The organism is Clostridium sp. AWRP, assembly GCF_004006395.2.
Lineage (GTDB): Bacteria > Bacillota > Clostridia > Clostridiales > Clostridiaceae > Clostridium_B.
Genome location: NZ_CP029758.2, coordinates 1,108,839 through 1,134,675 on the forward strand (window position 1 = coordinate 1,108,839; position 25,837 = coordinate 1,134,675).

The 25,837-nt window shown below is 29.7% G+C and carries 30 protein-coding genes; 26 read left to right on the forward strand and 4 right to left on the reverse strand.

The window, feature by feature from the left end:
- Positions 1-96 precede the first annotated feature (96 nt).
- The 12 genes from DMR38_RS04950 to DMR38_RS05005 all read left to right on the forward strand — a co-directional run bounded on the left by DMR38_RS04950 (position 97) and on the right by DMR38_RS05005 (position 7,979).
- Positions 97-867: an FtsQ-type POTRA domain-containing protein gene (locus DMR38_RS04950; RefSeq protein WP_127720265.1), complete on the forward strand. Its 771-nt coding sequence runs from the start codon at positions 97-99 to the stop codon at positions 865-867.
- A 14-nt stretch (positions 868-881) separates the two neighbouring features.
- Positions 882-1,592 carry a DUF881 domain-containing protein gene (locus DMR38_RS04955; RefSeq protein WP_127720266.1) on the forward strand — a complete coding sequence of 237 codons (711 nt, stop codon included), beginning with the start codon at positions 882-884 and terminating at the stop codon, positions 1,590-1,592.
- 20 nt (positions 1,593-1,612) lie between these two features.
- Positions 1,613-1,954, forward strand: coding sequence for a small basic family protein (locus DMR38_RS04960; protein ID WP_127720267.1), 342 nt, complete (start codon positions 1,613-1,615; stop codon positions 1,952-1,954).
- Between the two features lie 10 nt (positions 1,955-1,964).
- Positions 1,965-2,690 carry a DUF881 domain-containing protein gene (locus tag DMR38_RS04965; protein ID WP_127720268.1) on the forward strand — a complete coding sequence of 242 codons (726 nt, stop codon included), beginning with the start codon at positions 1,965-1,967 and terminating at the stop codon, positions 2,688-2,690.
- A gap of 124 nt (positions 2,691-2,814) precedes the next feature.
- A complete protein-coding gene (locus tag DMR38_RS04970) occupies positions 2,815-3,483 on the forward strand; it encodes a YggS family pyridoxal phosphate-dependent enzyme (RefSeq protein ID WP_127720269.1) in 669 nt (222 codons plus the stop codon).
- 12 nt (positions 3,484-3,495) lie between these two features.
- Complete coding sequence (sepF, locus tag DMR38_RS04975; RefSeq protein WP_127720270.1) at positions 3,496-3,960, forward strand: cell division protein SepF; 465 nt, start codon at positions 3,496-3,498, stop codon at positions 3,958-3,960.
- Between the two features lie 32 nt (positions 3,961-3,992).
- On the forward strand, positions 3,993-4,259 hold the full coding sequence (locus tag DMR38_RS04980) for a YggT family protein (protein ID WP_013237732.1): 267 nt from the start codon (positions 3,993-3,995) through the stop codon (positions 4,257-4,259).
- 36 nt (positions 4,260-4,295) lie between these two features.
- Positions 4,296-5,069, forward strand: coding sequence for a YlmH/Sll1252 family protein (locus tag DMR38_RS04985; protein WP_127720271.1), 774 nt, complete (start codon positions 4,296-4,298; stop codon positions 5,067-5,069).
- 17 nt (positions 5,070-5,086) lie between these two features.
- Positions 5,087-5,770 (forward strand): DivIVA domain-containing protein, encoded by a 684-nt coding sequence (locus DMR38_RS04990; RefSeq protein ID WP_127720272.1) that lies wholly within the window; start codon positions 5,087-5,089, stop codon positions 5,768-5,770.
- A 125-nt stretch (positions 5,771-5,895) separates the two neighbouring features.
- Positions 5,896-6,588, forward strand: a complete 693-nt coding sequence (locus tag DMR38_RS04995) for a 5'-methylthioadenosine/adenosylhomocysteine nucleosidase (protein WP_127720273.1) — start codon at positions 5,896-5,898, stop codon at positions 6,586-6,588.
- 31 nt (positions 6,589-6,619) lie between these two features.
- On the forward strand, positions 6,620-7,075 hold the full coding sequence (gene lspA, locus DMR38_RS05000) for a signal peptidase II (RefSeq protein WP_127720274.1): 456 nt from the start codon (positions 6,620-6,622) through the stop codon (positions 7,073-7,075).
- The gene (locus DMR38_RS05005) at positions 7,065-7,979 is read left to right on the forward strand and encodes an RluA family pseudouridine synthase (RefSeq protein ID WP_127720275.1); all 915 of its coding nucleotides are present in this window, start codon (positions 7,065-7,067) and stop codon (positions 7,977-7,979) included. Before lspA ends, DMR38_RS05005 begins: the two co-directional genes overlap by 11 nt.
- 43 nt (positions 7,980-8,022) lie before the next feature.
- Here DMR38_RS05005 and uraA read toward each other — a convergent pair whose 3' ends face one another.
- The 3 genes from uraA to DMR38_RS05020 form a co-directional block, all read right to left on the reverse strand.
- Positions 8,023-9,321, reverse strand: coding sequence for a uracil permease (uraA, locus tag DMR38_RS05010; RefSeq protein WP_127720276.1), 1,299 nt, complete (start codon positions 9,319-9,321; stop codon positions 8,023-8,025).
- A gap of 43 nt (positions 9,322-9,364) precedes the next feature.
- Complete coding sequence (gene pyrR, locus DMR38_RS05015) at positions 9,365-9,898, reverse strand: bifunctional pyr operon transcriptional regulator/uracil phosphoribosyltransferase PyrR (RefSeq protein WP_127723915.1); 534 nt, start codon at positions 9,896-9,898, stop codon at positions 9,365-9,367.
- A 396-nt stretch (positions 9,899-10,294) separates the two neighbouring features.
- Positions 10,295-12,031 (reverse strand): NFACT RNA binding domain-containing protein, encoded by a 1,737-nt coding sequence (locus DMR38_RS05020; protein ID WP_127720277.1) that lies wholly within the window; start codon positions 12,029-12,031, stop codon positions 10,295-10,297.
- A gap of 154 nt (positions 12,032-12,185) precedes the next feature.
- Between DMR38_RS05020 and dapF the strand changes: the two genes are divergently transcribed.
- From dapF to DMR38_RS05040, 4 genes are all read left to right on the forward strand, one after another.
- A complete protein-coding gene (gene dapF, locus DMR38_RS05025) occupies positions 12,186-13,007 on the forward strand; it encodes a diaminopimelate epimerase (protein ID WP_127720278.1) in 822 nt (273 codons plus the stop codon).
- Complete coding sequence (locus DMR38_RS05030) at positions 13,007-14,086, forward strand: hypothetical protein (RefSeq protein ID WP_127720279.1); 1,080 nt, start codon at positions 13,007-13,009, stop codon at positions 14,084-14,086. Before dapF ends, DMR38_RS05030 begins: the two co-directional genes overlap by 1 nt.
- 293 nt (positions 14,087-14,379) lie before the next feature.
- Complete coding sequence (locus DMR38_RS05035) at positions 14,380-14,823, forward strand: GNAT family N-acetyltransferase (RefSeq protein WP_127720280.1); 444 nt, start codon at positions 14,380-14,382, stop codon at positions 14,821-14,823.
- A 149-nt stretch (positions 14,824-14,972) separates the two neighbouring features.
- Positions 14,973-15,668 carry an amino acid racemase gene (locus DMR38_RS05040; RefSeq protein WP_127720281.1) on the forward strand — a complete coding sequence of 232 codons (696 nt, stop codon included), beginning with the start codon at positions 14,973-14,975 and terminating at the stop codon, positions 15,666-15,668.
- Positions 15,669-15,827: 159 nt separating this feature from the next.
- On the opposite strand, the gene DMR38_RS21700 is transcribed toward DMR38_RS05040, so the two are convergent.
- Positions 15,828-15,986: a hypothetical protein gene (locus tag DMR38_RS21700; protein ID WP_175412921.1), complete on the reverse strand. Its 159-nt coding sequence runs from the start codon at positions 15,984-15,986 to the stop codon at positions 15,828-15,830.
- 174 nt (positions 15,987-16,160) lie between these two features.
- On the opposite strand from DMR38_RS21700, the gene DMR38_RS05045 reads away from it, so the two are divergent.
- The 10 genes from DMR38_RS05045 to DMR38_RS05090 all read left to right on the forward strand — a co-directional run bounded on the left by DMR38_RS05045 (position 16,161) and on the right by DMR38_RS05090 (position 25,666).
- On the forward strand, positions 16,161-16,427 hold the full coding sequence (locus DMR38_RS05045) for a hypothetical protein (RefSeq protein WP_243124444.1): 267 nt from the start codon (positions 16,161-16,163) through the stop codon (positions 16,425-16,427).
- 305 nt (positions 16,428-16,732) lie between these two features.
- Complete coding sequence (locus DMR38_RS05050; protein WP_127720282.1) at positions 16,733-17,251, forward strand: methyltransferase; 519 nt, start codon at positions 16,733-16,735, stop codon at positions 17,249-17,251.
- Between the two features lie 109 nt (positions 17,252-17,360).
- On the forward strand, positions 17,361-18,080 hold the full coding sequence (locus tag DMR38_RS05055) for an EFR1 family ferrodoxin (RefSeq protein ID WP_207670787.1): 720 nt from the start codon (positions 17,361-17,363) through the stop codon (positions 18,078-18,080).
- 556 nt (positions 18,081-18,636) lie between these two features.
- Positions 18,637-19,017 carry a DUF3139 domain-containing protein gene (locus tag DMR38_RS05060; protein WP_175412922.1) on the forward strand — a complete coding sequence of 127 codons (381 nt, stop codon included), beginning with the start codon at positions 18,637-18,639 and terminating at the stop codon, positions 19,015-19,017.
- Positions 19,018-19,313: 296 nt separating this feature from the next.
- Positions 19,314-19,751 carry a hypothetical protein gene (locus tag DMR38_RS05065; RefSeq protein ID WP_127720285.1) on the forward strand — a complete coding sequence of 146 codons (438 nt, stop codon included), beginning with the start codon at positions 19,314-19,316 and terminating at the stop codon, positions 19,749-19,751.
- A gap of 766 nt (positions 19,752-20,517) precedes the next feature.
- Complete coding sequence (locus DMR38_RS05070; RefSeq protein WP_127720286.1) at positions 20,518-20,730, forward strand: hypothetical protein; 213 nt, start codon at positions 20,518-20,520, stop codon at positions 20,728-20,730.
- A 76-nt stretch (positions 20,731-20,806) separates the two neighbouring features.
- Entirely contained in the window at positions 20,807-21,013 is a 207-nt protein-coding gene (locus DMR38_RS05075; protein WP_127720287.1) for a hypothetical protein, read from the forward strand.
- Between the two features lie 659 nt (positions 21,014-21,672).
- Positions 21,673-23,442, forward strand: a complete 1,770-nt coding sequence (gene ltrA, locus DMR38_RS05080) for a group II intron reverse transcriptase/maturase (RefSeq protein ID WP_127720288.1) — start codon at positions 21,673-21,675, stop codon at positions 23,440-23,442.
- 223 nt (positions 23,443-23,665) lie between these two features.
- On the forward strand, positions 23,666-24,316 hold the full coding sequence (locus DMR38_RS05085; RefSeq protein ID WP_127720289.1) for a class I SAM-dependent methyltransferase: 651 nt from the start codon (positions 23,666-23,668) through the stop codon (positions 24,314-24,316).
- Positions 24,317-24,616: 300 nt separating this feature from the next.
- Positions 24,617-25,666, forward strand: coding sequence for an L-threonylcarbamoyladenylate synthase (locus DMR38_RS05090; protein ID WP_127720290.1), 1,050 nt, complete (start codon positions 24,617-24,619; stop codon positions 25,664-25,666).
- The last annotated feature ends 171 nt before the right edge of the window (positions 25,667-25,837 follow it).

A 25,837-nucleotide genomic window follows, 5' to 3' on the forward strand; every position in this document is an offset into this window, starting at 1 on the left:
ATTTAAGAGTTATTTTAATGAAATTACTGTTATTAAGTGTTAATATATATGTATCTTATGTTATGTTATTTTATATTATAAGTGAGAGGATACAAAATGAGTCATATTATTACGAAAACAGATAATGAATTGATTTTGAAAAGACGGAAAAAAGTAAAATTAAAACGAGTTCTTATGCTTATGGTATTTTTAATAGCATTATTTTTTACACTCTGCTTAAAATTGCCGTATTTTAATATAAAGTATATTAAAGTGTATGGAAATAAAAGTATTTCAAGTAATAGCATTATTGAGGATTCAAAAGTATATGGCGGAAATAATATCTTTTATATTAATCTAAAAGATGCATCAGAAAATATATTAAAGAATCCATATATAGAAGATGTTGATATAGGCAGAAAGCTTCCTGGGACTATTAATATTAATGTAAAGGAAAGAGAGGCAACCTTTTATATAGAAAGCAGCAAAAAATATTTCATTATAGATAAAAATGGAGTTTTACTCCAAAGGAGAGACAACATAAGTAATATGAAGTTAGTTAAGTTAAATGGAATTGATTGTAGTAAAGTTAAACTGGGAGAATGTATTTTAAATAAAGATGATAATAAAATTAAGGCTGTAATTACCCTAGGAAGTATAATTCAAAATAATAAGTTACCTTTTGAAATTACTTATATGGATGTAAGCAATTCTGTGGACATTAAAGTTTACTTTAAAGATATGTGTGTGGAACTGGGACAAGGAGATAATTTAGGTAAAAAGGTAAATAGGGCTTTAAATATAATATTAAATGAAAAATTGGGTAACGCTAGGGGATACATAGATGTAAGATTTGGTGGAAATCCTGTATTTCACATTGAAAATTAGGAGGATAAAATAAAATGCGTAAATTTGCTTCACAAATTAGTGTTGCTTTGGTGTGCTGTATACTTGGATTCATGCTTACCTACCAATTTAGAGTACTTATGAAACAGGATAATACATTAAATTTAAATAATCAAAATAGCTCTGATGTTACTGTGGAAATAGAGCAGTATAAAAAGGAAAAAGCTGCACTAGAAACGAAGGTAAATGATCTTCAAAATAAAGTAAAGGGCTATGAAGATGCTGCAGCAGGCAAGAGTGATTCTACAAAAAAACTTCTGGATGAATTAGAAAGTTCTAGAATACTTATAGGAGAGGTAGATGTAAAGGGACAAGGTGTCGTTATATATCTTAATCCTAACAGTAATCTATTTGGAAATAGTGTTAACAATCACATAACCGATAAAGATTTAGTTTATATCGTAAATGAGTTGAGATTTGCAGGTGCTGAAGCTATATCTATAAATGATATAAGGATTGTTTCAAGAACGGGTATAAGGACAGCAGGAAATTATATACTTATAAATGATGAAAAAATATCACCATCAAAAAGAATAGTTATACAAGCTATAGGAGATAAAAGTTTGTTATATAGTGCTATGAGTTTTCCAGAAGTATTTTCAGATTTAAAAACGATATGTGATGTTAAGTTTGAAAAATCTGATAGTATAACTATAAAGAAATATAACAAACCATATAAATTTGAGTATGCAGAGCCTATGAAATAATGAATTAGAGGTGATAAAAAATGATAGGATTTGTTGGACTTATATTGGGAATAATTATAGGTGTAGTTTGGAATGTAAATATTCCAGATAAATTTTCACCTTATATGTCTGTGGCTATCTTAGCTTGTCTTGACTCGGTATTTGGGGCTATAAGAGCTAATTTGTCTAAAAATTTTAAAACAGATATTTTTATATCCGGATTTTTTGGAAATGCAGTACTTGCTGCAGCATTTGCTTATTTAGGGGATAAGCTTGGAGTACCTATATATTTGGCAGTGGTTATAGTTTTTGGAGGAAGAATATTTAATAATTTTGCAATAATAAGAAGAGAATTGATTGAAAAAGCTAAATCACATCAATGAGGTGAAATAAATGAAGAGTAGTGAAGCTAATACTTTTGTTTTTATAGCTTCTATAATAATAGGTATATTAATATCCACTAATATAAGTTTTACAAAAGGTAAGACTAATAAAAGAGTGTTTTTAAATGCAAAACAGTATCAAGATGCATATAATTATAAAAATCAGCTTCACAGTGAGATATCAGGATTATTAAAACAATATAATAATACCTATAACAAGCTAAAGAAATATAGAAGCAGTGAGAAGAATGAGACTCAAGTTGTAGCTGGAATAAATCAGGAATTAAATCAAAACAATATGATACTTGGAAAAGTAGCTGCAAAAGGTCAGGGAATAAATATATATTTAAATGATGCACCTATGAGTGATGGACTTGATAGCTTTCAGTATCAGATGAAAATTGTACATAATACAGACATTATACAGGTTATTAATGATTTGAAAAATGCAGGATCTGAGGCAATTTCTATAAATGGTCACAGAATAGTAGGAGTTTCCGAAATTTATTGCAGCGGTCCATTTTTAAGAGTAAATGGAGTAAAAATAGCTTCTCCTTTTTTAATTAATGCTATAGGAAATAAGGAAGTACTCTATACTTACATGATGTCAAATGAAAACTACTTAAAAATAATGATAACTAGAAAGATTGTGGTAGAGGTACAAAAATCAGATAATATAAAAATACCTGCCTATAAGGGAGAGTATAGAACAGAATTTATGAAAGAGATGCAGTAGATTATTTTATAAATTTGTTGAAAATGATTAAAAAAATAATTAATTTTTGCAGGAATTTTGATGTCTATGAAGAATACTATTAATTGTATATGTTTGTGCTTAAACAATAAAGGAGACGGTAGTATTGTCAATTGAACAAAACTTGAGTAGGATAGAAGAAGAGTTAAAGGATAAAAATGTAACCTTAGTGGCAGTTTCAAAAACTAAACCTATTGAAGATATACAAAAAGCTTATGATGCAGGTATTAGAGATTTTGGAGAAAACAAAGTACAGGAGCTCACAAGTAAAATGCCAAACCTTCCACAGGATATAAGGTGGCATTTAATAGGTCATCTTCAAAGAAACAAGGTAAAATATATAGTTGGTAAGGTTTATCTTATCCATTCTTTGGACAGTATAAGACTTCTTAATGAATTAGAAAAACATTATAAAGATCAAAAGCTAATTGCAAATACACTGATACAAATAAATATAGGGTTGGAAGAAAGTAAGACAGGTTTACCTCTAGAGGAATTGGAAGATTTAATAAATGCCTGTGAGAATTGCACCAATGTAAAAGTAAAAGGTCTTATGGCTGTAATTCCTAAAGGGGATGAAGAAATTTGTAAAAAATATTTTCGAAAGCTAAAAAATATTTTTGATGGCTTGAAGAAAAGAGAGTTTAATAATATAAGTATGAATATACTATCTATGGGAATGACTCATGATTATAAAATAGCAATTAAAGAAGGAGCAACACTGGTGAGAATTGGCGAAGGTATATTTGGAAAGAGAAATTACAATAATAAATAGGAGGTATTTTTTATGGCAGGTAAAATGATAAACAAAATGATGGGATTTTTAGGATTAGAAGATGACTTGGAGGAAGATATAGAGGAAGAAGAAACAAAGAGAGGAGAAAATGAAAAAATCGTAAATGATTTTACAGAGGTAGATCCTATTGTAAATAATAAAAGACAAAATAAAGTTGTAAGCATACATACTACAATAGCAGCTAAGGTAAGGATAGTTAAGCCAACTACTTATGAGGAAGCAGCTGATATATGTGATGAACTTAAAAATAGAAAAATAATAGTTATAAATACTACAGGACTTGAAATTAGAATAGCTCAAAGGTTACTTGATTTTATGGGCGGTGCAAGTTATGCATTAGGAGGAAATTTGGAAGAAATAGAAAAAGGAATATACATACTTTCACCATCTAGTGTAGAAGTAAACAGCGATTTGAAAAATGAATTATCTGGAAAAGGAATATTTGGATGGAAGTAAATATATTTACTGATAAATAATTGGAGGCAAAAATGATAAGTAGTACTTTAGCTGTTGCAATATCATTACTGTTTAGATTTCTTGAAGGTGCTATAATATTGGATGTAATTCTATCTTGGGTTATGCAGGGGAGAAGTAATGCATTTGTGGATTTTTTACACATATTTACGGAACCCCTTATGATACCTGGAAGAAAAATCCAGGAAAAACTTATGCCAGGGTTAATGATAGATTTTTCACCTATAGTGGCCTTTTTTATAATAGATATATTAAGAGGAATTGTATTTTCGATACTCTAGCATATGAAATAATGTATAGCAAATTAAGGGATAATTATGGATAAAAAAAGTTTTATAAAGAGATTTCATTTTTGCGATGGAAGTGAAATCTTACCTATATATGATAAAATAAATTTAGCAAAAAAAATTAATAATACAGTATATACCTCAACATTTTATACTCCTAATGTATGGAATACTTTAGAAAACCTAAAGGAGGAAATTGGCTTAAATATATGCAGTTGTGGCATATTTGAAGATGCAGAAAGAAAACTCATAGCATTTTCAAAGTTTGATATAAGGAATTATCCAATAAAATTAATGGAAATAAAATGCACGTCTAAATTTGTTAAGTTAGAACACAAAGATTATCTAGGCGCTCTTATGGCTCTTGGACTTAAAAGAGAGAAATTTGGAGATTTAATACTAAAGGAAGATAATCAGTGCTATTTAGCTGTTTGTGAAGATATAAGTGATTACATAGAGATGAATTTAAATAGCGTAGGAAAGAGCAGCTGCAAAATAAATGTTTTAGATATTAGTTCTGCGGAAATTCCCCTATATAATTTTAAAACTTCTGTTTTAAATGTTTCTTCCTTGAGGATTGATTGTTTAGTTAGTTCTCTATGCAATATGTCAAGAAATAAATCTCAAGAAATGATAAAAAGAGGTAAAGTTCTCTTGAATTATTTACCAGAAACAAGAAAAGATAAATCTATAGAAGATAATTGTATAATAACTGTAAGAGGCTGTGGAAAGTTTAAAATTGTGGGGGAAACGGGTTGGACGGGAAGCGGTCGATGCAAACTTCTTATAAAAAAATTTAGTTAATTTGTGAGGTGCTCGTGATGTTTATTACTGCTGCAGAGATAACAAATAAGGAATTTAAAAAGGGACTTAGAGGTTATAATATAGATGAAGTAGACGAATTTTTAGACAAAATAGCAGAAGATTATGAGTCTATATATAAGGAAAATTCTCTTTTAAAGGAAAAAATGCAGTCTTTGGATGAGAAGATAAGTCATTACACTAAAATGGAAAATACTATAAAAGATACACTTTTATTAGCTCAAAATGCTTCTGAACAGGCTAAAGAAAATGCTAAAAAGGAAAGTGAATTTGTAGTAAAAAATGCAAATGATGCTGCACAAAAGATAATAGATAAAGCCCATGGAGATGTAATTCAAATTACAGATGAGTTTGAAAATGTAAAACAGGAGTTTTCTAAGTTTAGAACTAAGTTTAGAAATTTTATGAAAACTCAAATGGAAATGTTTGATGATATGGAAAAAGACTTTGTAAAGAATTATAACATCGGGTATGAATCAAATGAAAATGAAGTGGAAGATACTATTGTTAAGGAAAAGGAAATAGAAATAGTAGAGCCCAAAAAAAAAGATGTTTCTGTAGTTGAAAACAGTAACAAAGAATTTGATGAAGATGATAAAGAGGACTCAAATCATATGGAAAAGGAAATTTTTCAAGATAAAGATGAACTGGAAGAAATTAAAAATTTTTTTATTAAAGGATAGAAAAAGCCACTCTAAAAGTAGAGTGGCTTTTTAGCAGGCGCTCTGAACAAAGCATATTTGACAATCAATGTTGATTTAATATATGCTATTAATTATAGAAATAAAAATGAGGAGGACATTCAAATATGGTTATTGGAATTATAGGAGCTATGGATGAAGAGGTAGAAATACTTTTATCTGAATTAGAACTGGAGAAAGTTGAAGAAAAAGCTAATATGAAATTTAATTTAGGAAAACTTTATAATAAAGATATAGTGGTAGTAAGAAGTGGCATAGGTAAGGTAAATGCGGCAGTATGTGCCCAGATACTTGTAGATGATTTTAATGCAGATTACATAATAAATGTAGGTATTGCAGGTGGTGCAGGAGAAAATGTATATCCAGGAGATATAGTAATAGCAGACAATTTGGTACAGCATGATATGGATACATCTGCTTTTGGAGACAAAGTAGGACAGATACCTAGATTGGATACATATGATTTTAAATGCAATAGAAGACTTGTAGAAAAAGCTAAGGATGCATGTAATAAATTAGGAAATATAAATAGTTTTGTAGGAAGAATAGTTACAGGAGATCAATTTATTTCAAGTACAGAAAAGGTTAGAGATTTGAATAAGGAGTTTGGAGCGCTGGCTTGTGAAATGGAAGGTGGAAGTATTGCACAGGTAGCTTATTTGAACAATGTACCTTTTGTAATAATAAGATCTATATCAGATAACGCAAACAATGGTGCTAGTATGGACTATAAAAAATTTGCACCTATTGCCATAAAAAATTCTACACAAATAATTAAAAGTATGATTATGAGCTTGTAATTTTTACATATTGCGTTTTGGGAGGAAAATAGTGGAAATTTTTATAATATTACTTGGAATTTTAATAGATAGGGTTACTAAAATATGGGCCATTGAAGTTTTATCTAAAGTCTCTCAGGTAATAGTAATAAAAGATTTGTTTTCATTAATGTATTTGCAAAATAAGGGAGCTGCTTTTGGAATTTTGCAGGGTAAGCTTTATTTTTTAACTATAATTACAATAATTGTAGTTGGAGGAATGATAGTTTATATTATAAAATATAAACCTAATTCAAAGTTTATAAGAATAAGTTTTTCACTTATAATAAGTGGAGCTTTGGGAAATTTGATGGATAGAATAGTGTATAAATATGTAGTTGACTTTATTTCTGTCCATTATAAAGATATTTATTATTTCCCTGTATTCAATATAGCAGATGTGATGGTGGTAGTAGGAACTGCACTTTTGGCATTCTATTTATTAAAGGAAGAAAAGTATGGAAAGTAAAAAGTTTTTGGTTTGTAGTGAAGAAGAAAATATGAGACTTGATGTATTTTTGTCTAAATGTTTCCAGGATAAATCAAGATCATATATTCAAAATGTAATAGAGGATAAGTTGGTAGAAGTAAATGGAAAAGCAAAAAAGTCCAATTATAAGATTAAGTCAGGGGATAATATAGAAATTACTATACCTGACCCTGTGAATTTAAATATACAGTCAGAAGATATACCACTTGATATACTATATGAAGATAAGGATGTTATTGTAGTAAATAAGCCTCAAGGGATGATAGTACATCCTGCACCAGGAGTATATGAAGGTACTTTAGTAAATGCTCTTTTAAATCATTGTCATGATTTATCTGGTATAAATGGAGTGACAAGACCGGGTATAGTACATAGAATAGACAAAGACACTTCAGGAATACTTGTAGTAGCTAAAAATGATAATTCTCATAATAAATTAGCGAAACAGCTTAAGGATCATTCTATGACTAGAGAATACATAGCTTTAGTAGAGGGAGTCGTAAAGCTAGATGAGGGCACTGTAGATGAGCCTATTGCAAGACATCCTAAAGATAAAATAAAGATGGCAGTTTGTGTGAATGGAAAAAGGGCCATTACCCATTATAAGGTTATTAAAAGATTTAAAAATAATACTTTAATAAAATGTATACTTGAAACAGGAAGAACACATCAGATAAGAGTACATATGGCATATATAGGGCATCCTCTTGTAGGAGATCCGGTATATGGCTATAAAAAGCAGAGGTTTAAATTAAATGGTCAGCTACTCCATGCTAAAAAGCTTGGGTTTGTTCATCCAGCTACAGACAAGTACATAGAATTTGAAACAGAAATACCAGATTATTTTAAAAAAGTGATAAAAGTTTTAGATAATATGAATTAAAAAAGCAGTCTATATAATTTTAGACTGCTTTTTAGAGCAATTTCTAAACAGCTTCTTTATTGGATTTTTCAGAAGCACTTTCTTCTGGTAATATTAAATTAAGTATTATTCCAATAATGGTTGCAAGAGCTACACCGGATATTTGAACTGGTGATCCACCTACAGTAAAGTTTATGGAAGCACCGCCAATTCCTATTACTATTATGACAGATGACAATATTAAGTTCCTATTTTTACTAAAATCTATTTTATCTTCTACAAATATTCTAAAACCCGAAGAAGCTATTATTCCAAATAACACTATGCTTACACCACCTATTACAGGCATAGGCATATTTTCAATTACAGCAGCTATAGGACCTATAAATGAAAGCAGTATAGCTATTACTCCAGCGCCGCCTATAACCCATACACTGTAAACTTTGGTTATAGCCATAACTCCTATATTTTCTCCATAAGTTGTAGTTGGAGGTCCACCTGCAAAACCTGCAAATATAGTGGCTAATCCATCTCCTAATATAGATCTATGAAGTCCTGGGTTTTTGGTAAAATCCCTTCCTACTACATTGTTTGTTACGTAAATGTGACCTATATGTTCTGCTAAGGTTACAAAAGAAATGGGGGCCATAAGCATGACGGCATTTATATTGAATTTAGGAAACATAAATGGAGGCAATTTAAAGAACTTGGTACTTACAATAGTATCCAGTGCTTGCTTTGGTACTACACCTAAAATTAAAGCAGATATATATCCGATTATGATAGCTATTAGTATAGGTATTATTCCTAGAAATCCTTTGAAATACATGGTTCCAATAACAGCTACGGCAACTGTAATTGCAGATACTGTCATCCAAGCCCATCTTGGTATACTCTGCATCTGATCAGTTGTATAAGTAGGGTTGAATCCTGCCCAGTTTATAGCTGTAGCTGCAAGACCTAGGCCTATTACTATTACTATGGAACCAACAACTACAGGTGGAAGGGCTCTGTTAAGCCAGTTTACACCGCAAAGCTTTATTATGCCAGCTACAATTAAATATACACAACCTGCTGCTATTACACCAGAAAGCATAGATGCTGGTCCATAGCTTTTAGATGCTATAAGAATTGGACTTATAAAAGCAAAGGAAGAACCTAAGTAAGCCGGAAGCTTGGCTTTGGTACATATGATATAAATAAGGGTTCCAACACCACTGCAAAATAATGCTATGGATGGACTCATTCCTGTTAAAATTGGAACAAGTATAGTTGAACCTACCATGGCAAATAAATGCTGAAAACTAAGAGGTATGGTAACTCCTATAGGTAATTTTTCTTCTACATCAACAAAATTTTTCATTTATGTGCTCCTTTTCTAGTCTCTCAAGGACTATTTTAAAAGTTTATAATTCGTATATTTTTACTGAATCACTTTTGTCTATTTCTGCAATTTCAACGGATATCATTTCGTTTCTAGAGGTAGGAATGTTTTTACCTACATAATCGGCTCTTATAGGAAGTTCCCTATGCCCTCTATCAACTAAAACTGCCAGCTGAATTAATTTTGGCCTTCCAGAATGAATAATAGCATCGATTGCTGCTCTTGCAGTTCTGCCTGTATAGATAACGTCATCTACTAATATAATTTTTTTGTTTTCCACATCTATTAGATTAGATCCTTTTAGTATAGGTTGTCCTGTAAGGCTGGTTAAATCATCTCTATAGAGGCCAATATCTACATCCTCTACCTTTAATTTTATTCCTTCAATTTTATAAATGTTTTCGGCTATTCTTTTTGCTAATGGGTATCCCCTTCTCTTTATTCCTACAAGTATTATATCCTCTGTTCCTCTATTCTTTTCTAATATTTCATGGGATATTCTTTTTAAAGTTCTGTTCATAGCCTTTTCATCTAAAATAAGCGCTTTTAATTTCAACATATGACCCTCCCTTCTTTTTTTATATACAATTCATAGTGCACAATCTATAATTATAATTGTGCTTATTTTAATTTTATTTACATTATAAAAAATGTCCTTCACGCAGTGAAGGACATAATAGTCATACGGATATAAAAATACTTTATTGACCTCACTGGATCATTTTAAAAGATATTAAATTCACAACTTATTATAAGACAGTTTTTTTAATATTGCAAGTTTTTTTGGCACTACTTTATATAATTTGTAGAATACAATTCATATAAAATGTAGGAACTTGAAACTCTTCTCCTAATGTAATAAAATAAAAACAATTGAGAAGTAATAAATTTACAATGAGCTATGCACAATTCGCAGTTAAGGATTATTTTCTATTGTTACAGAAAAAATACTTTATTGAAGCTGTTTTATATCCGGTTTTATAGGTTCTGTATAAATGGTTTGATTAGTATAATATATTACCATTCCCGGTTTGGCACCATTGGGTTTATGAACATTTTTAATTTCTGTATAATCTACGGCTACTTTGGAAGAATTTTTAGCTTTGCTGTAGTATGCCGCAAGATTTGCAGCTTCTTCCAAAGTTTTATCTGGGACTTTGCCAAAGTTTTTTATTATTACGTGAGATCCAGGAATCTTTTTAGTATGGAGCCATATATCCCTTTTGTCTCCAAATTTAAGGGTAAGATAATCATTTTGAAGATTATTTTTACCTACATATATGTCTATTCCATCACTGGATATAAATTTCATTGGCTTGGAGTCCCTGCTCTTCTTTTTAGTATTTGATTTTTTAAATTTTATATACCCGCTTTCCATAAGCTCTCTTTTTATTTCTTCAATATCATCGTAGTTTTCACAATTTTTTATGTTGGTCATTACAGAAGTCAAATACTCCATTTCATCTTTTGCTATTTTTAATTGCTCATTTGCAGCTTGTTCTGTTTTCTTTAATTTGTTGTATTTTTTAAAATAGCGTTGTATATTTTCGGAAGGTGTTTTATTTTTATCAAGTTTTATATCTAAATACTCCATTTTTTCACTATAGTAATTTTGAATTTGTATATGGCTGTCACCTTTCTTTATATTGTAGATCTGTGAAGTTAAGAGTTCACCATATATTCTAAAATTATCCTTATTTTTAGCTTCCTTAATGCTATCTATTAGAATTTTTATCTTCTTATTGCATCTTTCTAAGTTTATATTTATAAGTTTAGAAAGGTCAGAACTTTTGTTACTTAACCTATCACATTTGTCCTTTTCATAGTAAAATTCTTCTATTAATTGGGAAGGTGTAGTATAATGTTTTTCTTTCCATTTGTTTAAATAGGTTAACTTATAACAGTAGAAATCTTTTACTTTTTCATTTTCTATGTAGGATGCAAAGTAAAAATTATCGTTTATTAATTCATCAAAGGTTTTCCTGCAAAAGTTGTATAGAAAGTCTAAATCGTTATTTTCTGAAAAATCTTTTTCACCATTTAATTTGTAGAACAATTCCTTTGAAAAAGAGCTGCTTAGTCCAGTAAACACTTTTGAAAAAAAACTCTTATCAATTTTTGCTGAGGCAGTTGCTAAAAACTTTTTAAAATCCTCTTTTGTAAAGGAAAGGGGATTTAGTTTATTTGAAGTTGGAGGAAATACATACTTTATCCCGGGAAATAGAGATCTTACGGTATTTATTTCAGGTGTTATATGTTTTATACTATCCATGATTAGATTATCTCTTTTTCGCACTAAAGTTATATTACTATGTCTTCCCATTATTTCTATTACTAATGTATATATACTGTTAAAACCCAGTTCATCTGAGCTTTCGAAATCTAAAAAAACAATTCTATCTGTGTCCAATTGCCTTATGTCAACTAATTTTGATGGGCTTAGGTGCTTTCTTAAAACCATGCAAAACATAGGGGGTTGAAGCGGATTTTGTTTGCTTTTAACTGTAATATGCATTTTAGGATATACTGGACTTGCACTTAATAAAAGCTTATAATTTTTCCTCCCATTTTTAATGCTTAATACTATTTCATCCTTTTCAGGTTGATTTATTTTTTCAACTTTTCCCCCTAGTATTTTTTCTTTCAATTCTTTTAAAATGCTGTGTATGAAAATACCGTCTAAAGCCATATTGTTCATCCTCTCGTAAGTTATGTATTTAATAAATTATATCATCTAGGATTTTTAAAATAAAGTTGTAAAAATTTTATTGATAAAAGATTATTACAGTAGTAAACTTAATTTGAAATATACAGCATATTTATGGAAGGGTGAAATTTTTAATATGAAATTTACTAAAATGCAGGGTACTGGAAATGATTTTGTGATAATAGATGATAGAGATAATAGATTTTTAGAAAAAGAAAAAGAACTTGGATTAAAGCTTTGTAATAGACATTTTGGAGTAGGCGGAGATGGAATATTGATAGTTCGCCAGAGTAAAATTGCACAGATTAAAATGATAATAATAAACTCAGATGGTTCTTATGCAGCTATGTGTGGAAATGGAATAAGATGTTTTGCAAAATATGTATGGGAAGAAAATTTAGTAAAAGAGTCTCCTATAAAGATAGAGACGGGGGACGGTATAAAGGAAGCATTTTTGAATGTGGAAAATGGTAAAGTGAAGGAAGTCACTATTGATATGGGAACACCTTCTTTTGATCCAAAAAAAATTCCGGTTAGCTCCTGTGATGAAGTTGTAAAAAAGAAATTAAAAATTAATGAAAAAACTTATAGTATTACTTCAATGCTTATGGGAGTACCTCATACAGTTATATTTGGTGATCTTGAAAAGTATGATGTGAAAGAAGGAAAAGCTATTGAAAAATATTCTATTTTCCCTGAAGGAACTAATGTAAACTTTTGTGAAGTCTTAAATAAGAATGAAATTAAAATAAAAACTTGGGAAAGAGGAGCAGGTCCTACTTTAGCCTGTGGTACGGGAACTTGTGCCTGTGCTGTAGCTTCAAATAAGCTTGGCTTTACAGAGGGGAAAGTTAAAGCTCAAGTTCCAGGAGGAAATCTTTTTATAGAAGTGAAAGATAATAAAGTTTTTATGACAGGTCCCGCAGAGGTTTCGTTTAAAGGGGAATATGATATTTAATGAAAAACTTTAGAATGATAATTTTTTTTGTTTTCATGTCTTTTACATTTCTCATATTAAGTAGTTGTACACCTAGAGATGTAAACAAAGGTAAAAGTGGAGCAAATGTTCATTATTCTAATGTTATAGCGGTTGAAGCTAAAGAAACTGACACGAAAATATTTAATGTGGGTAGTCATAAGTTATCTCAAAATTTAACGAATAGCAATATAAATAATATAGAGGAAATGCTATATGACACAAAGAAAACCACTTTTATTTATTTAAACAAGGAAAAGGATTCTAATAAAAATAAAATAGATATAATTACTAAGAATTCTTTAGATGAAATTAAAAATTTTTATAATGCACGAAATATAAAAATGAATTCTACAGGAGATAAGATTGCATTTAGGACTTTTAAAAACGATTCGGTATATAGTGCTGAGGGAATGAAAGTATACGATATAAAGAATAGAAAATATTTACCTATTAAATCAAAGGTTCTAGTTTCTGGAGATTTATATGAGTGGCTGGATGATCATAGAATAATTTATTATGGAAGCATAGAAGGAGAAGCAAATTCTAATAGAGTATATATATATGATTTTAATACAGACAGAGAACAAATATATTTAAATGATACTAAAGGGTACTGTATACATTTTATTCTAATAGGAAATGATATATTGTTTTTATCGAGAAATTACAATAAGTTATATTTATATTTTTATAATAATGCAAGTAAACAGTTTACACTTTTAAGTGATGGGTTTGCAGAAATATATAGTTCAGTGTCAGATAAAAAGAGAAAAAGTGTATTTTTTATTGGAAATCAAAACGACAATAATACTGCACTTTATGAGTTTAAAGAAGAAAGTGGTACAGTAAACAGGATTACTTATGACTTTCCAGAAACTTTTGGTATTTCTTCAGGAATAGCTGAAGATGAAAGTGGTAATGTTTATTTTACAGGTATAGGAAAGGAAGAACAGCAGGATAATTTGGATGTATTTATGTATAATGCAGATGAAAAGTCCATAAACGTTATATCTGAGCATGCTGGTAAGTATAGAATTTATAAAAATAATGAAATGTAAGAATACTATGAAAATTACAGTTAAAGTAGTTTTTATAGTATTTTTTTAATTAATAGTAATTTATCAGCTAGTTTAAATTCATTATTGCTTAAAAGTTAATTCTATGATATTATTTATAATAATTAAATAATATGATGCTTATTCTTATCCCCGGGTAAGAATGTTAAAAAGCACTGAGTCTATTCCATTAGGGCCTTTTTAAGGAGGAATAAAATTCAGTGCTTTTGTGTTTTATTAGGGAAATTTAAGTATTATATTTAAATCTAATATTTGATGTAGATGGAGGTAATTTAATGAATTGGAACATTAAAAAATTTAATCAGCTTAAAGTCGAAGAAATATACAAAATTTTAGCATTAAGGAATAAAGTATTTATTGTAGAACAGAAGTGTGCATACCTTGACTGTGATAATAAAGATTTAAATTCATATCATTTATTTTCTGAGGAAAATGGAGAAGTAGTTGCATACTTAAGAATTTTGGAAAAGGGAGTTTCTTACGATGAAATATCAATAGGAAGAGTAGTCGTAAAAAGAAATTATCGTGGTAAAGGAATTGCAAGAGAAATGCTGTTGAAAGCTATTGAATTTGTAGAAAATACTTTAAAAGAAGATACTATAAAAATTCAAGCACAGGCATATTTACTTAATTTTTATAGTAGTCTCGGCTTTAAAGCAGTTTCAGAAGAATATCTAGAGGATAATATTCCACATATAGATATGTTATATAAAAAATAAATTATGTATGAAAAAGGATTTAGGAGACTTGTAAAATGGTGCTATTTATATAAAGTAATGGATTAAAGAGAAATTCACAGTTGTAAAGTAATGCGGCAATGTACAATATTAAACAATTCAATAAATAATAATTTATAGGGGAGATAAACATGAAAAAGTTAGGCTTGGTTGGAGGAATGGGTCCAGAGTCCACAATTCCATATTATCATGATATTGTATATGGAGTGCAAAAAAAAGTTGGAAAAAAGTTTTTTCCTAATATAACTATTGAAAGTGTTAATGTTTTTGATGTTCTTAGTATGTGTGAAAGGGAAGAATATGAACAACTTGTCAATTATTTAATGGTGGCAATCAATAATTTGGAAGCTAGCGGCTCAGATTTTATAGCTTTATCTGCTAACACACCACACATTGTTTTTGATGAGCTTAATAAGCGTTCAAATATTCCACTTGTTAGTATTATTGAGGCTACTTGTGATGAAGTAAAACGACGCAATATATCTAAAGTGGGACTGTTAGGAACAATTTTTACTATGAATGGAGAATTTTTCAAAAAGCCATTCACGAAAAATCATATAGAAGTGATAACTCCAACTGATGAAGAAAAGGAAGTTGTTAATCAAAAGATTTCCCAAGAATTAGAGTTGGGCATTGTCAACGAAGAGACTTTATCATCATTTTTGAAGATTATTCAAAGAATGAAAGTTGAAAATGGAATACAGGCAATTGTTTTAGGTTGTACTGAATTGCCATTGCTATTCAAGGGAGTCAAAACGCCAGTAGATTGTTTAGATACAATGCAGATACATATTGAAACTCTTGTCGATATTATTATAGATGATTAAATCAAACTTCAATTTGTAGAATTGATAGAAAATAAATTTGAATTTAGTTCTGTCGTATCTTTCTTATTATACGAAAAAATATATAAAATGGAGCTGTAACCCAATATAGCTCTGTTTTTATATATTCGAGGGCGTAGATTAGTACCTAAAGCTTATGTACTATTTTGTTTTATTGTTACTCAGAGCTATTCCTAAAGCAGCGCCAATTGATATTCCTAAAGCAAGATTATTGAATAATACTCCAAATGAAATACCCAAACCTATTCCAATAGCTAAATAATCATAGCTTTTTTTATTTGTCTTTTTATTCTGTTCCATAAATAAATTCCTTTCTCGATAAATCAGTTGTCCTATTTATTAAATTTGTACTCAACTAATTTTTCGTTGACTCCGATAAAAGTTCAGCTAATTATATTTTATCATTATTGTTTAAAAATAAGAAGGGTGGTTATAATTTAGATATGTAAATAATAATGAAGAGAGGGAAATAAAGTGTTTCCTGTAGAATTAAAGAATATAAATATAGAAGACATTTCTCTGAAAATGGATGTAATAAAAAAAATACCTGAAGAAATAGCCAGGGATAATTGTTTAATAGCTTTAAAAATGAAAGAAAATAAATTATTTATAGCCGTAGATAAAGTACCAAATTTTACTTTAATTGAGGAACTAAAATTTATATTGGGAAAAGAACTTGAATTTTTTAGGACTAGTAGGGAAGTTATATTTAAGTTGATAAAACGGAATAAATATAGATAAAAAATGGAGCTATAACCAATATAGCTCCATTTATGATCCCTGACCATTATATAACTCATCTACCATAATTCCATTCTATATATACGACATGTCCACCCTATGATATAATATATTTTAGATGTAAATTTATGGTTGATGATGTTATTTGTATAAAGACGATGGATTAAAGAGAAATTCACAGCTGTAAAATATTAAGTCACAATTATTAAATATAAAAAGGTTAAATTAATATGAGTATTATTGGATGACCACATGGAATGGTAGAAAGTAGTTATAAATTAAAGATATAGAAGGTGTGGGATAAAATGAACGCAGTTTTGACAGTAATGCCAATTATATTTATTAGGTATGGGCTTTTAAGTATAGTAAACAAAGAAGCACTTAAACGTGCGGGTTTATTTGCGCCAGTAATCGGAAGAGAAAAAGTAGCATATTGGGTTTATCAAATTTCAACTACCCTTATTTTACTATATTTGTTAGTACTTAAAATCAGGGCAGACTCTGAGTGGTTTTATATAGGTCTAGTAATCTATAGTTTAGGAATTATTTTATATGGGGTATCTATAATAAATTATGCTAAGCCTAAAATGAGTGGAATAAATTTAAATGGGTTATATCGAGTATCCCGAAATCCTATGTACATTGCATATTTCATTTCTTTCTTAGGATGTGTATTTCTAACTCAATCATGGATATTGCTTGTGCTATTAATATGTTTTCAAATATCAGCGCATTGGATTATTCTTTCAGAAGAAAGATGGTGTATTAAGGAATTTGGAGAAGTGTATATAAAATATATGAATAAAGTGAAACGTTACATTTAGATAGATTCCTATACTATTATAAAGAGAGGAGAATTGGAATGAAACCAGATGTATATTATTTTACAGGAACAGGAAATTCGTTGGCAGTAGCTAAAGATATTGCAAAAAAATAGAGGGTGATCTTATTTCTATTCCCTATGCACTAGGGAAGGGTATTATTAAAACTGATGCAAAAGTTGTAGTAATAATATTTCCAGTTTATATGTGGGGGATACCTCTCATTATTGAAAGATTCATTAAAAACTTTGAAGATCTTGATGATAAATACGTTTATGCAATTGCTACACATGGTGGTATGCCTGGTGTTGCAATCAACATACTTGAAAAAGTAATAGAAAGTTGTAAAGGAAAGCTTTCGGCAGGCTTTACTGTAAATATGCCTGGTAATTACGTGCCAAAATATGGATCATTTTCCGAAGAAAAACAAAAGAAATTGTTTGATAAGTGGGGTGAAAAAGTTAAAGTCATTGCTGAATATATTAAAACTAACAAGCAGGGTAAAAAGGAAAATAACAACATACTTGCAAACTTACTATTTTCAAATTTAATTTACAACCATTCAGCTAAGAATATTGCCAAAATGGATAAGAATTTTTGGGTTGATAAAAAATGTAATAAATGTGGTATATGCCAAAAGATTTGTCCTGTTTGCAATATTGATATGAATAGTGGAAATCCAATATGGAATAATAAATGTGAACAGTGTTTAGCTTGTTTGCAGTGGTGTCCTCAAGAAGCTATTCAATATGGAAAGAAAACACCAACTCGTAAAAGATATCATAACCCTAATGCCAATATTTCAGATATTTTAAATCAGGCTAAGAAATAATGACACTATTAGAATATGTTTCACTAGGGTTATAAAAATGATATTTCGTACGTTAAGTAAATTACAAGTCCATAAATGTAAATACTTTACTAGTTAAGTAACGTTAATAATAATACTCTAAATGAAATACCCAAACCTATTCCAATAGCTAAATAATCATAGCTTTTTTTATTTGTCTTTTTATTCTGTTCCATAAATAAATTCCTTTTAGTTAGTTTTGGAGTGATGATAGGTGTTGTCTTGCTTTATAATAGATATATTTATAATATGAGAATTAACGAACTTATCAATACATAGTTCATAGTCTTCATATTGTACGAAATAGATATAAAAAATGGAGCTATACCTAACATGGCTCCATTTATGATCCTTGACCATTATACAACTTATTTGCCACAGTATTATACACATACTGCATGTCCAGCTCTATGATATAATGTATTTTAGACATAATTTATGGTTCATGTTGTTATTTATATAAAGACAATGGATTAAAAAGAAATTTATAGCTGTAATTTTATACGACTCAGGTAACTAAATGAAAGGGGTATATAGAATGTTAGATGAGCCTAATAAGAAATGGATTTACAAGCACAGAAAGGCGTTTATTATTGTAACAGTATTAATTGTGGTATATCTTATCCAAATGATAGTAATTAGTTATAGAAAATATCTTGTATACAATAATGTGCGGGCTTACTTGATAAATACAAAAGGTTATAAAACTCAAGATATTAAGAAGATTAAAGTAACACATACTTATTTAGGTATCATTTTAGGATCTTCTAGTTATTCTATAAGTGTAGTTTTTACTGATGAACCAAATGCGTTATATCAGTATGCTGGTTATGACAGGATATATCAATTAGGGGTAGCTGGGAAGCCAAATGCAGGTAAAGACTTTAAATACTTTGAAAAACCTAATGGGTCTAAATAGTATAATAAAGAATCTTGCAATAGCTATATGTTCTGGCTATTGTAAAAAATATAAGAAATGGAGCTATAATCAACATAGCTCCATTTATGTATACTGCATGTCCAGCTCTATGATATAATATATTTTAGATGTAAATTTATGGTTCATGATGTTATTTATATAAAGTAATAGATTAAAGATAAATTCGCAGTTGTAAAACATTGCGACATAATTGTTGTATGTGGTTATTAAAATTATATATAAGGTATAAATATTACTAAAGTTTAGGGAAATTTAAAAAATGGGGAGATATATTTATGAAAATTAAAACTTGGTTAAAATATTTTATATATGTCTTTATTATCATTGTATTTATGTATTTATTAGGATATATTTCAGTTTACCTAAAAAAGTTGCAGGAAGCATTTAGCATAAGTATTTATCAATATGGCTTAATAACATTTATTCTTTATGCATTAATTGGCTTTCTTATTGGCTTAGAACACTTTTTAAAGGAAAAGAGAAAAAATGGAAGATGGAGAGTAAATCTGTCCAAATTGACATTAATGGGTTTGCCAAGTTTATATTTTTCATTTTATGTTTTTATATTTTATTGCCCTGTTCCATTTATAAGAGCTGCATTAATACAACCAATTGAATTCTTTTTAAGAGTAAATATGAATTTGATAACTATATTTCAGTTACTATTTGGATATGTAGTTATTACAAGTTTTTATAAAGTGTCTGAAAAATAAATTTAATTAATTTTAGTTCAAAATATGAAATTTATATGTACTAACCTATAAATCTAAATATATAGATGTTCTTTGAAAATGAAATAATACGGTGGTGCGACACGTTGCTAATTGAAAAGATTAGCTACTAATTCCATTAAATTAGCAGAACTGATAATCTGAAAAGTCAAATGAAAGAGTAACGTCTTGAAGGGCTATTCTAATACTCCGAATAGCATTTTTATGAATAAGAATAAAAATGTTATAAGCTCGGTGAAGTCGGCTGAGAGTACACCCTAACGGGTCAAGCTGAGGAAATGCGAACTAGAGGTAGTCGAGTGTATGATAGGTCGGGAATCCATAAAATACTTATGGTAAGAATGGTCATGGATAAATAAGTGACTGACGAAATTCTGAATGAAAGGGTCTAGAATTATACATGATAGAAATATCATGCCTATCTAAAAACATAGGGTTTGTGGGGACGAGTAAAATACACCATTATGAAAATCCTTATATTGTTAAAGGCAGTATCAAGCAAACAGGTTTAGAGGAATTACCTAAGAGTATATGCAAGGATAAGATTATTGGAACGTGGTAAGCTGATATCATGGAGGACTTATTTCCTAAAAAGTGGTGGCAAGGAAAGATGGAAATTATAACTTGCTTTAATATCAGTGGAGGGATAGCCACAAGTCAATATTTACAATAAAATTTACAAATACAATAATTATTAGGTTCGTGTAAGACTAAGAGAGATGAAAATCGTGAGGTGAGTAATCGACTAATGGCAACAAATGAAAAGAAGTTGAAAAAGAGACGAATGCTAAGGAATAATGAGTATTATGATATTCAAAAAATATTTGATGAACTATACAGAAAAAGCTTAAGTGGTAAGAAATTTGATAACCTGCTAAGTTTAATACTAAACGAACAAAATATATTATTAGCATACAGAAACATTAAGAAGAATAAGGGTAGTAAAACAAACAGAGTATAATGATAATAGAATATCGTTATATGTAGCCCAAAATGGAAAATGTAGTATAACTGGCAGAATTCTAGAAATAAGAAATATGGAATGTCATCATAAGAACCCTAAAGAATTAGGTGGCAAAGATGAATACAACAATCTTACCTTTATATTAAAGGATGTTCATAAATTAATCCACGCTGTAGCAATAGAAATTATAGAAAAATACAAAATTATATTAAACTTAGATGAAGTATGCTTGGAAAGGCTCAATAAACTTCGCTCAAAGGTTGGAAATTGTATAATATAAATATATAAATAAATATTGATGGAACGCCGTATGAGTTGGAAACTCTCATGTACGGTGTGGAGGAGGGGGTGCGACAAGAAGCGACTTCTTCCGCACATAGTCAGTACAGCAATGCTGTTGTTCCAGTTGTGAGGAATATTCTCACCCGAAACTGCAAAGGAAGTAATTCCTTTGTGGGTTGCATGAGGGAAAGTCTAATCAAAAGTTTAGTATCCATAACTTTTGAGGGCGAGAGAAAGAGTGGTATGGTTAACGATAAGTGAACTTCTATAAGCGTCGTCACCACAGGCGATAGTTGGGATATAATGGCTATCGTTTCATAGGTAAGGAAATACATCTCCCCTAAAATGTATTCACACACAACCCAAATACCTATCGGCGTATTGGAAGAACCTAACCCGTGCGTATCTGACGGAAGTCGAACTTGGTAAACCCTATGAAGTCCATTAGTAATGGTAGGCTGACCGTAAGGAAAGCGGAAATCTTCAGAGGGTAAAGGAGGTTAGAAAAAGCAAATGCCACAAAGTCGAAAGACTATGGGAATGGAAATAACCATGTGGATAGTATCGCAGGATATACTCGAAAGAGTGCTGACTTCTAACTGGTGTACAACATGAAAATAAAGCGTAGAGTAATTCTCAAAAGGGAGGTAAAAGTCGATGAATACTTCAATTATGAAGTCCGCATTACCTAACATTACCGATTGGCAACAAATAAGTTGGCAAGAGATTGAAGGATATGTAGAGAAATTACAACAACGAATATATCATGCCGAAAGTCTTGGTGAGGTACGCAAGGTTAGAAACTTGCAAAGAATGCTAATTAATAGCGAAGCAACATTACTGTTATCCATAAGACGAGTAACGCAACTTAATAAGGGAAAAAGAACAGCAGGAGTAGATGGATATAAAGCATTAACTTCGAGTGAAAGACTTGAATTATACCATACAATGAAAGAATTAAATATTAAATGTCACAATCCTAAACCTGCATATAGGACATATATAGAAAAGAAAAACGGAAAACTTAGACCTCTAGGAATTCCTACTATTAAGGATAGAATATATCAGAACATAGTTAGAATGGCACTTGAACCACAATGGGAAACAAGGTTTGAACCTACATCCTACGGATTTAGACCTAAAAGGAATTGCCATGATGCTATAGAAAGAATATTCAACACAGTTAAAGGTAGGAAAAAGCAGTTGATATTTGAAGGTGACTTCAAAGGTTGCTTTGATAACCTAAACCATAAATTTATTATAGAGCAAATTAAAGGATTTCCGCAGAGTGAACTTATAGAAAAATGGCTTAAAGCAGGATTTGTTGATAACAGTGTATTTAATGAGACTGAGGAAGGAACTCCACAAGGAGGAATAATCTCCCCACTCCTTGCTAATATAGCATTGCATGGAATGGAAGAAGTCCTTGGTATTAAATACAACACTGTTAATAGGAAAGATGAAGTGACATATGAAAATAGAACTAAATATGCTATGGTAAGGTATGCTGATGACTTTGTAATAATGTGTGAAAATAAGCAAGATGCAACAGACTTGTTTGAAATTCTTAAACCTTATCTTGAAAGTAGAGGATTAGAATTAGCACAGGAAAAGACAAAGATAACACATATCACAGAAGGGTTTGACTTTCTTGGTTTTAATATTAAAAGATATAAAACTAAAAATGGTAGCAAACTAATAATTAAACCTTCTAAAGATAGTATAAAAAGTTTTAAAGGTAAAGTTTCAGATACTACCAAAATGCTGTATGGTAAGAATATTCAAACCCTTATTAACACACTAAATCCTATAATCATAGGAACTGCAAATTACTGGTCATCAGTAGTATCTAAAGAAGTTTATACTGCAATGGACAATTATATTTGGGTTAATGTATATAGATTTCTTAGAAGGTTACACCCAAAGAAAAGTTGGAAATGGATTAAAAAGAAGTACTTTAAACCAGATAAAACAGGGCAGAGTAAAAATAAGTGGATACTAACTGAACCGATAACAAATAATCAGTTAAAGAAAATAGCATGGACGCCAATAGTCAGACATTCTCAAATTAAACATGACTATAGTCCATACAATAAAGAACTCAAAGAATATTTCAGTAAAAGAGATAAGAAAGAGTTTGATAAAAATAATGTTGCTTACAGACAAAAATTGGCAAAGAAACAGGATTATAAGTGTCCCCTATGTGGAATGAGCATAACTGATTTTAAAGAAGGTTTAGAAACACATCATAAAACACCCAAAATCAAAGGTGGAAGTGATGAATACAAGAATCTTCAATTAGTACACATATCATGCCACATAGAATATCATAAGGTATTTCCTGTTAAAGAAGATTTACCCGATTTAGCCCAATTAAGAAATTACCTAAGATATATTAAAAACAAGAAAACAGCAGGGCTAATATAACCAAGATTTAGGATAAATGTATGCTTGAGCCGTATGTTTTGAAAGAAACAAGTACGGTTCTTAGGCGAGAAGGAGGGAGTAATCCCTCTGACTTAGCCGACAAAAGGCAAAGATTACTTCAAAGCCTTACTATTCTATTATCATGTAATTAATGTTAGTTAATACAGAATAGTAAATTAATATAAACCATAAACTGATTGTATTAATTAAGGAGGATAGGCAATTGAAAATAGAAAAAATGAGTGATTTCTTCACTGCTCGTGTAGATGGATATGATGAACATATGCTTAATGATGTAGAAGGGTGTAAAGATGCTTATATTAAGATGGCAAAATTATTACCACAACATATTACTGAATTATTAGATTTAGGTTGTGGGACTGGATTAGAGCTTGATGAAATATTTAAGAGTAAGCCTTTTATTAATGTAACAGGCATAGATTTAACACAGGCAATGCTTAATAAATTAAAACAGAAACATCCTGACAAAAAAATGTCGTTAATAAATGCAAGTTATTTTGATTATGACTTTGGAACTTGTAAATATGATGTGGCAATATCTTTCCAAACTATGCACCATTTTTCACATCAAGATAAAATTAAACTATATTCAAAGATTTTTGATGCATTGAAAGCTGGTGGTCAATATATCGAATGTGATTACATGGTAACTAATCAGGAGGAGGAAGAATTCTATTATAGTGAAAATAAACGAATAAGAAAAGAACAGGGAATTCCAGATGGCGAGTTTTATCATTATGATACTCCATGTACAATTGATAACCAAATTGTGTTATTATCCAAAGCTGGTTTTATAAATGTAGAAATGAATTGGAAAGTTGAAAATACTACTATCATTGTTGCCCAAAAATAATATATATTCCCTATAAAATGAGAATGGTATCAATTTGCTAATGTGCAATGTTTTTATTTAACATAACAATTAAAAAGTGAATAATTTACTGAAACGCCGTATTATTTTAAAAAATTTTACGACGTTTTTATATTTGTAAATCAAAGATATTATGAACTAAGTAATATAAAATGTTCTTTGAAAATTGAGTATTGCGGTGTAAAATGTAATTAATGTTAGTTAGTCCAGAATAGTTTAATATTATGAAATGAAAATTATTTGTATAGCACACAGATTACAGAAATAGAAGGTGAATTATAAATGGTGGTAAAGGCTATAGAAACAGAAGTATTGTATGTTAAAGATCTAAATACTAATTATGAGAACATTGTAAAAGGTGCACAATATCTAAAAAAAGGTGAAGTTGTTGCAATTCCAACGGAAACCGTTTATGGATTAGCTGCAGATGCTTTTAATGAAAATGCAGTAAAAAAGATATTTAAAGTTAAGGGAAGACCGCAAGACAATCCATTATTGGTACATATATATAAATTAGAACAAGTTTATGATATATGTAAAGATATTAATAAAAGTGCAGAGAAAGTATTTGATGCTTTCTGGCCGGGATCAGTAACTTTGATTTTCAATAAAAAGGATTGTATTTCAGATACAGTCAGTGCAGGAATGAAAACTGTGGGAATTAGATTTCCAAAAAGTGAGATAGCAAGAGCTATAATTAAAGAAAGTGGAACTCTACTAGTAGCTCCATCTGCAAATTTATCAGGGAAACCATCAACTACCAGTGCTGATCATTGTTATAATGACTTAAATGGAAAAATCCCTTGTATTTTGGACGGAGGTCCATGTTCAATTGGGTTAGAGTCAACAATTATAGACATGTCGACTCCGGATCCAGTACTTTTAAGACCTGGGGCTATAAGCTTAGATGATATACGTAAGGTAATTCCTAATCTTATATATAAAAAGAATTTATTAAGTGTTAAAGGAAATGAAATTCCGAAGGCTCCAGGAATGAAATATAGGCATTATGCGCCAGATGCACCAGTAACATTGGTTAAAGGAGATTATTCAAAAACATCTAAATGGATTAAAGAAAATGCAAATAAAAATAATGCTGTAATTTGTTTTCAGGAATTTTTAACAGATTTTAAAAATTATGAACATGTATATAGCCTAGGAAGTTTTGAAACGTTAAATGTAGCAGCACAAAAAACATTTGATTTACTTAGAAAATGTGATAAATTAAATGTAAGTCATATTTATGTACAAGCACCCAAAGACAATGGCTTGGGAAATTCTATAATAAATAGATTAGAAAAAGCAAGTGCAGGGGATGTTATTAATATATAAATTTCCGGTTTATTAAGTAAGTTTCTTATTTAATAATTTAACTATAAAAATCAAATAATTTACAATAGATACCCTTTCTTATTATTGTACACAATAAATGTAGATAAAAAATGGGGCCATAACCAATATAGCTCCATTTATGATCCCTGACCATTATATAACTCATCTACC

Coding starts and splice junctions, on each gene's coding strand:
- sepF (WP_127720270.1), top strand. CDS start 3,496: ATGGCAGGTAAAATGATAAACAAAATGATGGGATTTTTAGGATTAGAA.
- DMR38_RS05020 (WP_127720277.1), bottom strand. CDS start 12,031: ATGGCTTTAGACGGTATTTTCATACACAGCATTTTAAAAGAATTGAAA.
- ltrA (WP_127720288.1), top strand. CDS start 21,673: ATGAATACTTCAATTATGAAGTCCGCATTACCTAACATTACCGATTGG.
- DMR38_RS04995 (WP_127720273.1), top strand. CDS start 5,896: ATGGTTATTGGAATTATAGGAGCTATGGATGAAGAGGTAGAAATACTT.
- DMR38_RS04955 (WP_127720266.1), top strand. CDS start 882: ATGCGTAAATTTGCTTCACAAATTAGTGTTGCTTTGGTGTGCTGTATA.
- DMR38_RS04965 (WP_127720268.1), top strand. CDS start 1,965: ATGAAGAGTAGTGAAGCTAATACTTTTGTTTTTATAGCTTCTATAATA.
- DMR38_RS05050 (WP_127720282.1), top strand. CDS start 16,733: ATGAACGCAGTTTTGACAGTAATGCCAATTATATTTATTAGGTATGGG.
- DMR38_RS05005 (WP_127720275.1), top strand. CDS start 7,065: ATGGAAAGTAAAAAGTTTTTGGTTTGTAGTGAAGAAGAAAATATGAGA.
- dapF (WP_127720278.1), top strand. CDS start 12,186: ATGAAATTTACTAAAATGCAGGGTACTGGAAATGATTTTGTGATAATA.
- DMR38_RS04985 (WP_127720271.1), top strand. CDS start 4,296: ATGGATAAAAAAAGTTTTATAAAGAGATTTCATTTTTGCGATGGAAGT.
- DMR38_RS05060 (WP_175412922.1), top strand. CDS start 18,637: ATGTTAGATGAGCCTAATAAGAAATGGATTTACAAGCACAGAAAGGCG.
- DMR38_RS05090 (WP_127720290.1), top strand. CDS start 24,617: ATGGTGGTAAAGGCTATAGAAACAGAAGTATTGTATGTTAAAGATCTA.
- DMR38_RS05065 (WP_127720285.1), top strand. CDS start 19,314: ATGAAAATTAAAACTTGGTTAAAATATTTTATATATGTCTTTATTATC.
- DMR38_RS04950 (WP_127720265.1), top strand. CDS start 97: ATGAGTCATATTATTACGAAAACAGATAATGAATTGATTTTGAAAAGA.
- DMR38_RS05070 (WP_127720286.1), top strand. CDS start 20,518: ATGGCAACAAATGAAAAGAAGTTGAAAAAGAGACGAATGCTAAGGAAT.
- DMR38_RS05030 (WP_127720279.1), top strand. CDS start 13,007: ATGAAAAACTTTAGAATGATAATTTTTTTTGTTTTCATGTCTTTTACA.
- uraA (WP_127720276.1), bottom strand. CDS start 9,321: ATGAAAAATTTTGTTGATGTAGAAGAAAAATTACCTATAGGAGTTACC.
- DMR38_RS04990 (WP_127720272.1), top strand. CDS start 5,087: ATGTTTATTACTGCTGCAGAGATAACAAATAAGGAATTTAAAAAGGGA.
- DMR38_RS05040 (WP_127720281.1), top strand. CDS start 14,973: ATGAAAAAGTTAGGCTTGGTTGGAGGAATGGGTCCAGAGTCCACAATT.
- DMR38_RS21700 (WP_175412921.1), bottom strand. CDS start 15,986: ATGGAACAGAATAAAAAGACAAATAAAAAAAGCTATGATTATTTAGCT.
- DMR38_RS04980 (WP_013237732.1), top strand. CDS start 3,993: ATGATAAGTAGTACTTTAGCTGTTGCAATATCATTACTGTTTAGATTT.
- DMR38_RS04960 (WP_127720267.1), top strand. CDS start 1,613: ATGATAGGATTTGTTGGACTTATATTGGGAATAATTATAGGTGTAGTT.
- DMR38_RS05075 (WP_127720287.1), top strand. CDS start 20,807: ATGGAATGTCATCATAAGAACCCTAAAGAATTAGGTGGCAAAGATGAA.
- DMR38_RS05035 (WP_127720280.1), top strand. CDS start 14,380: ATGAATTGGAACATTAAAAAATTTAATCAGCTTAAAGTCGAAGAAATA.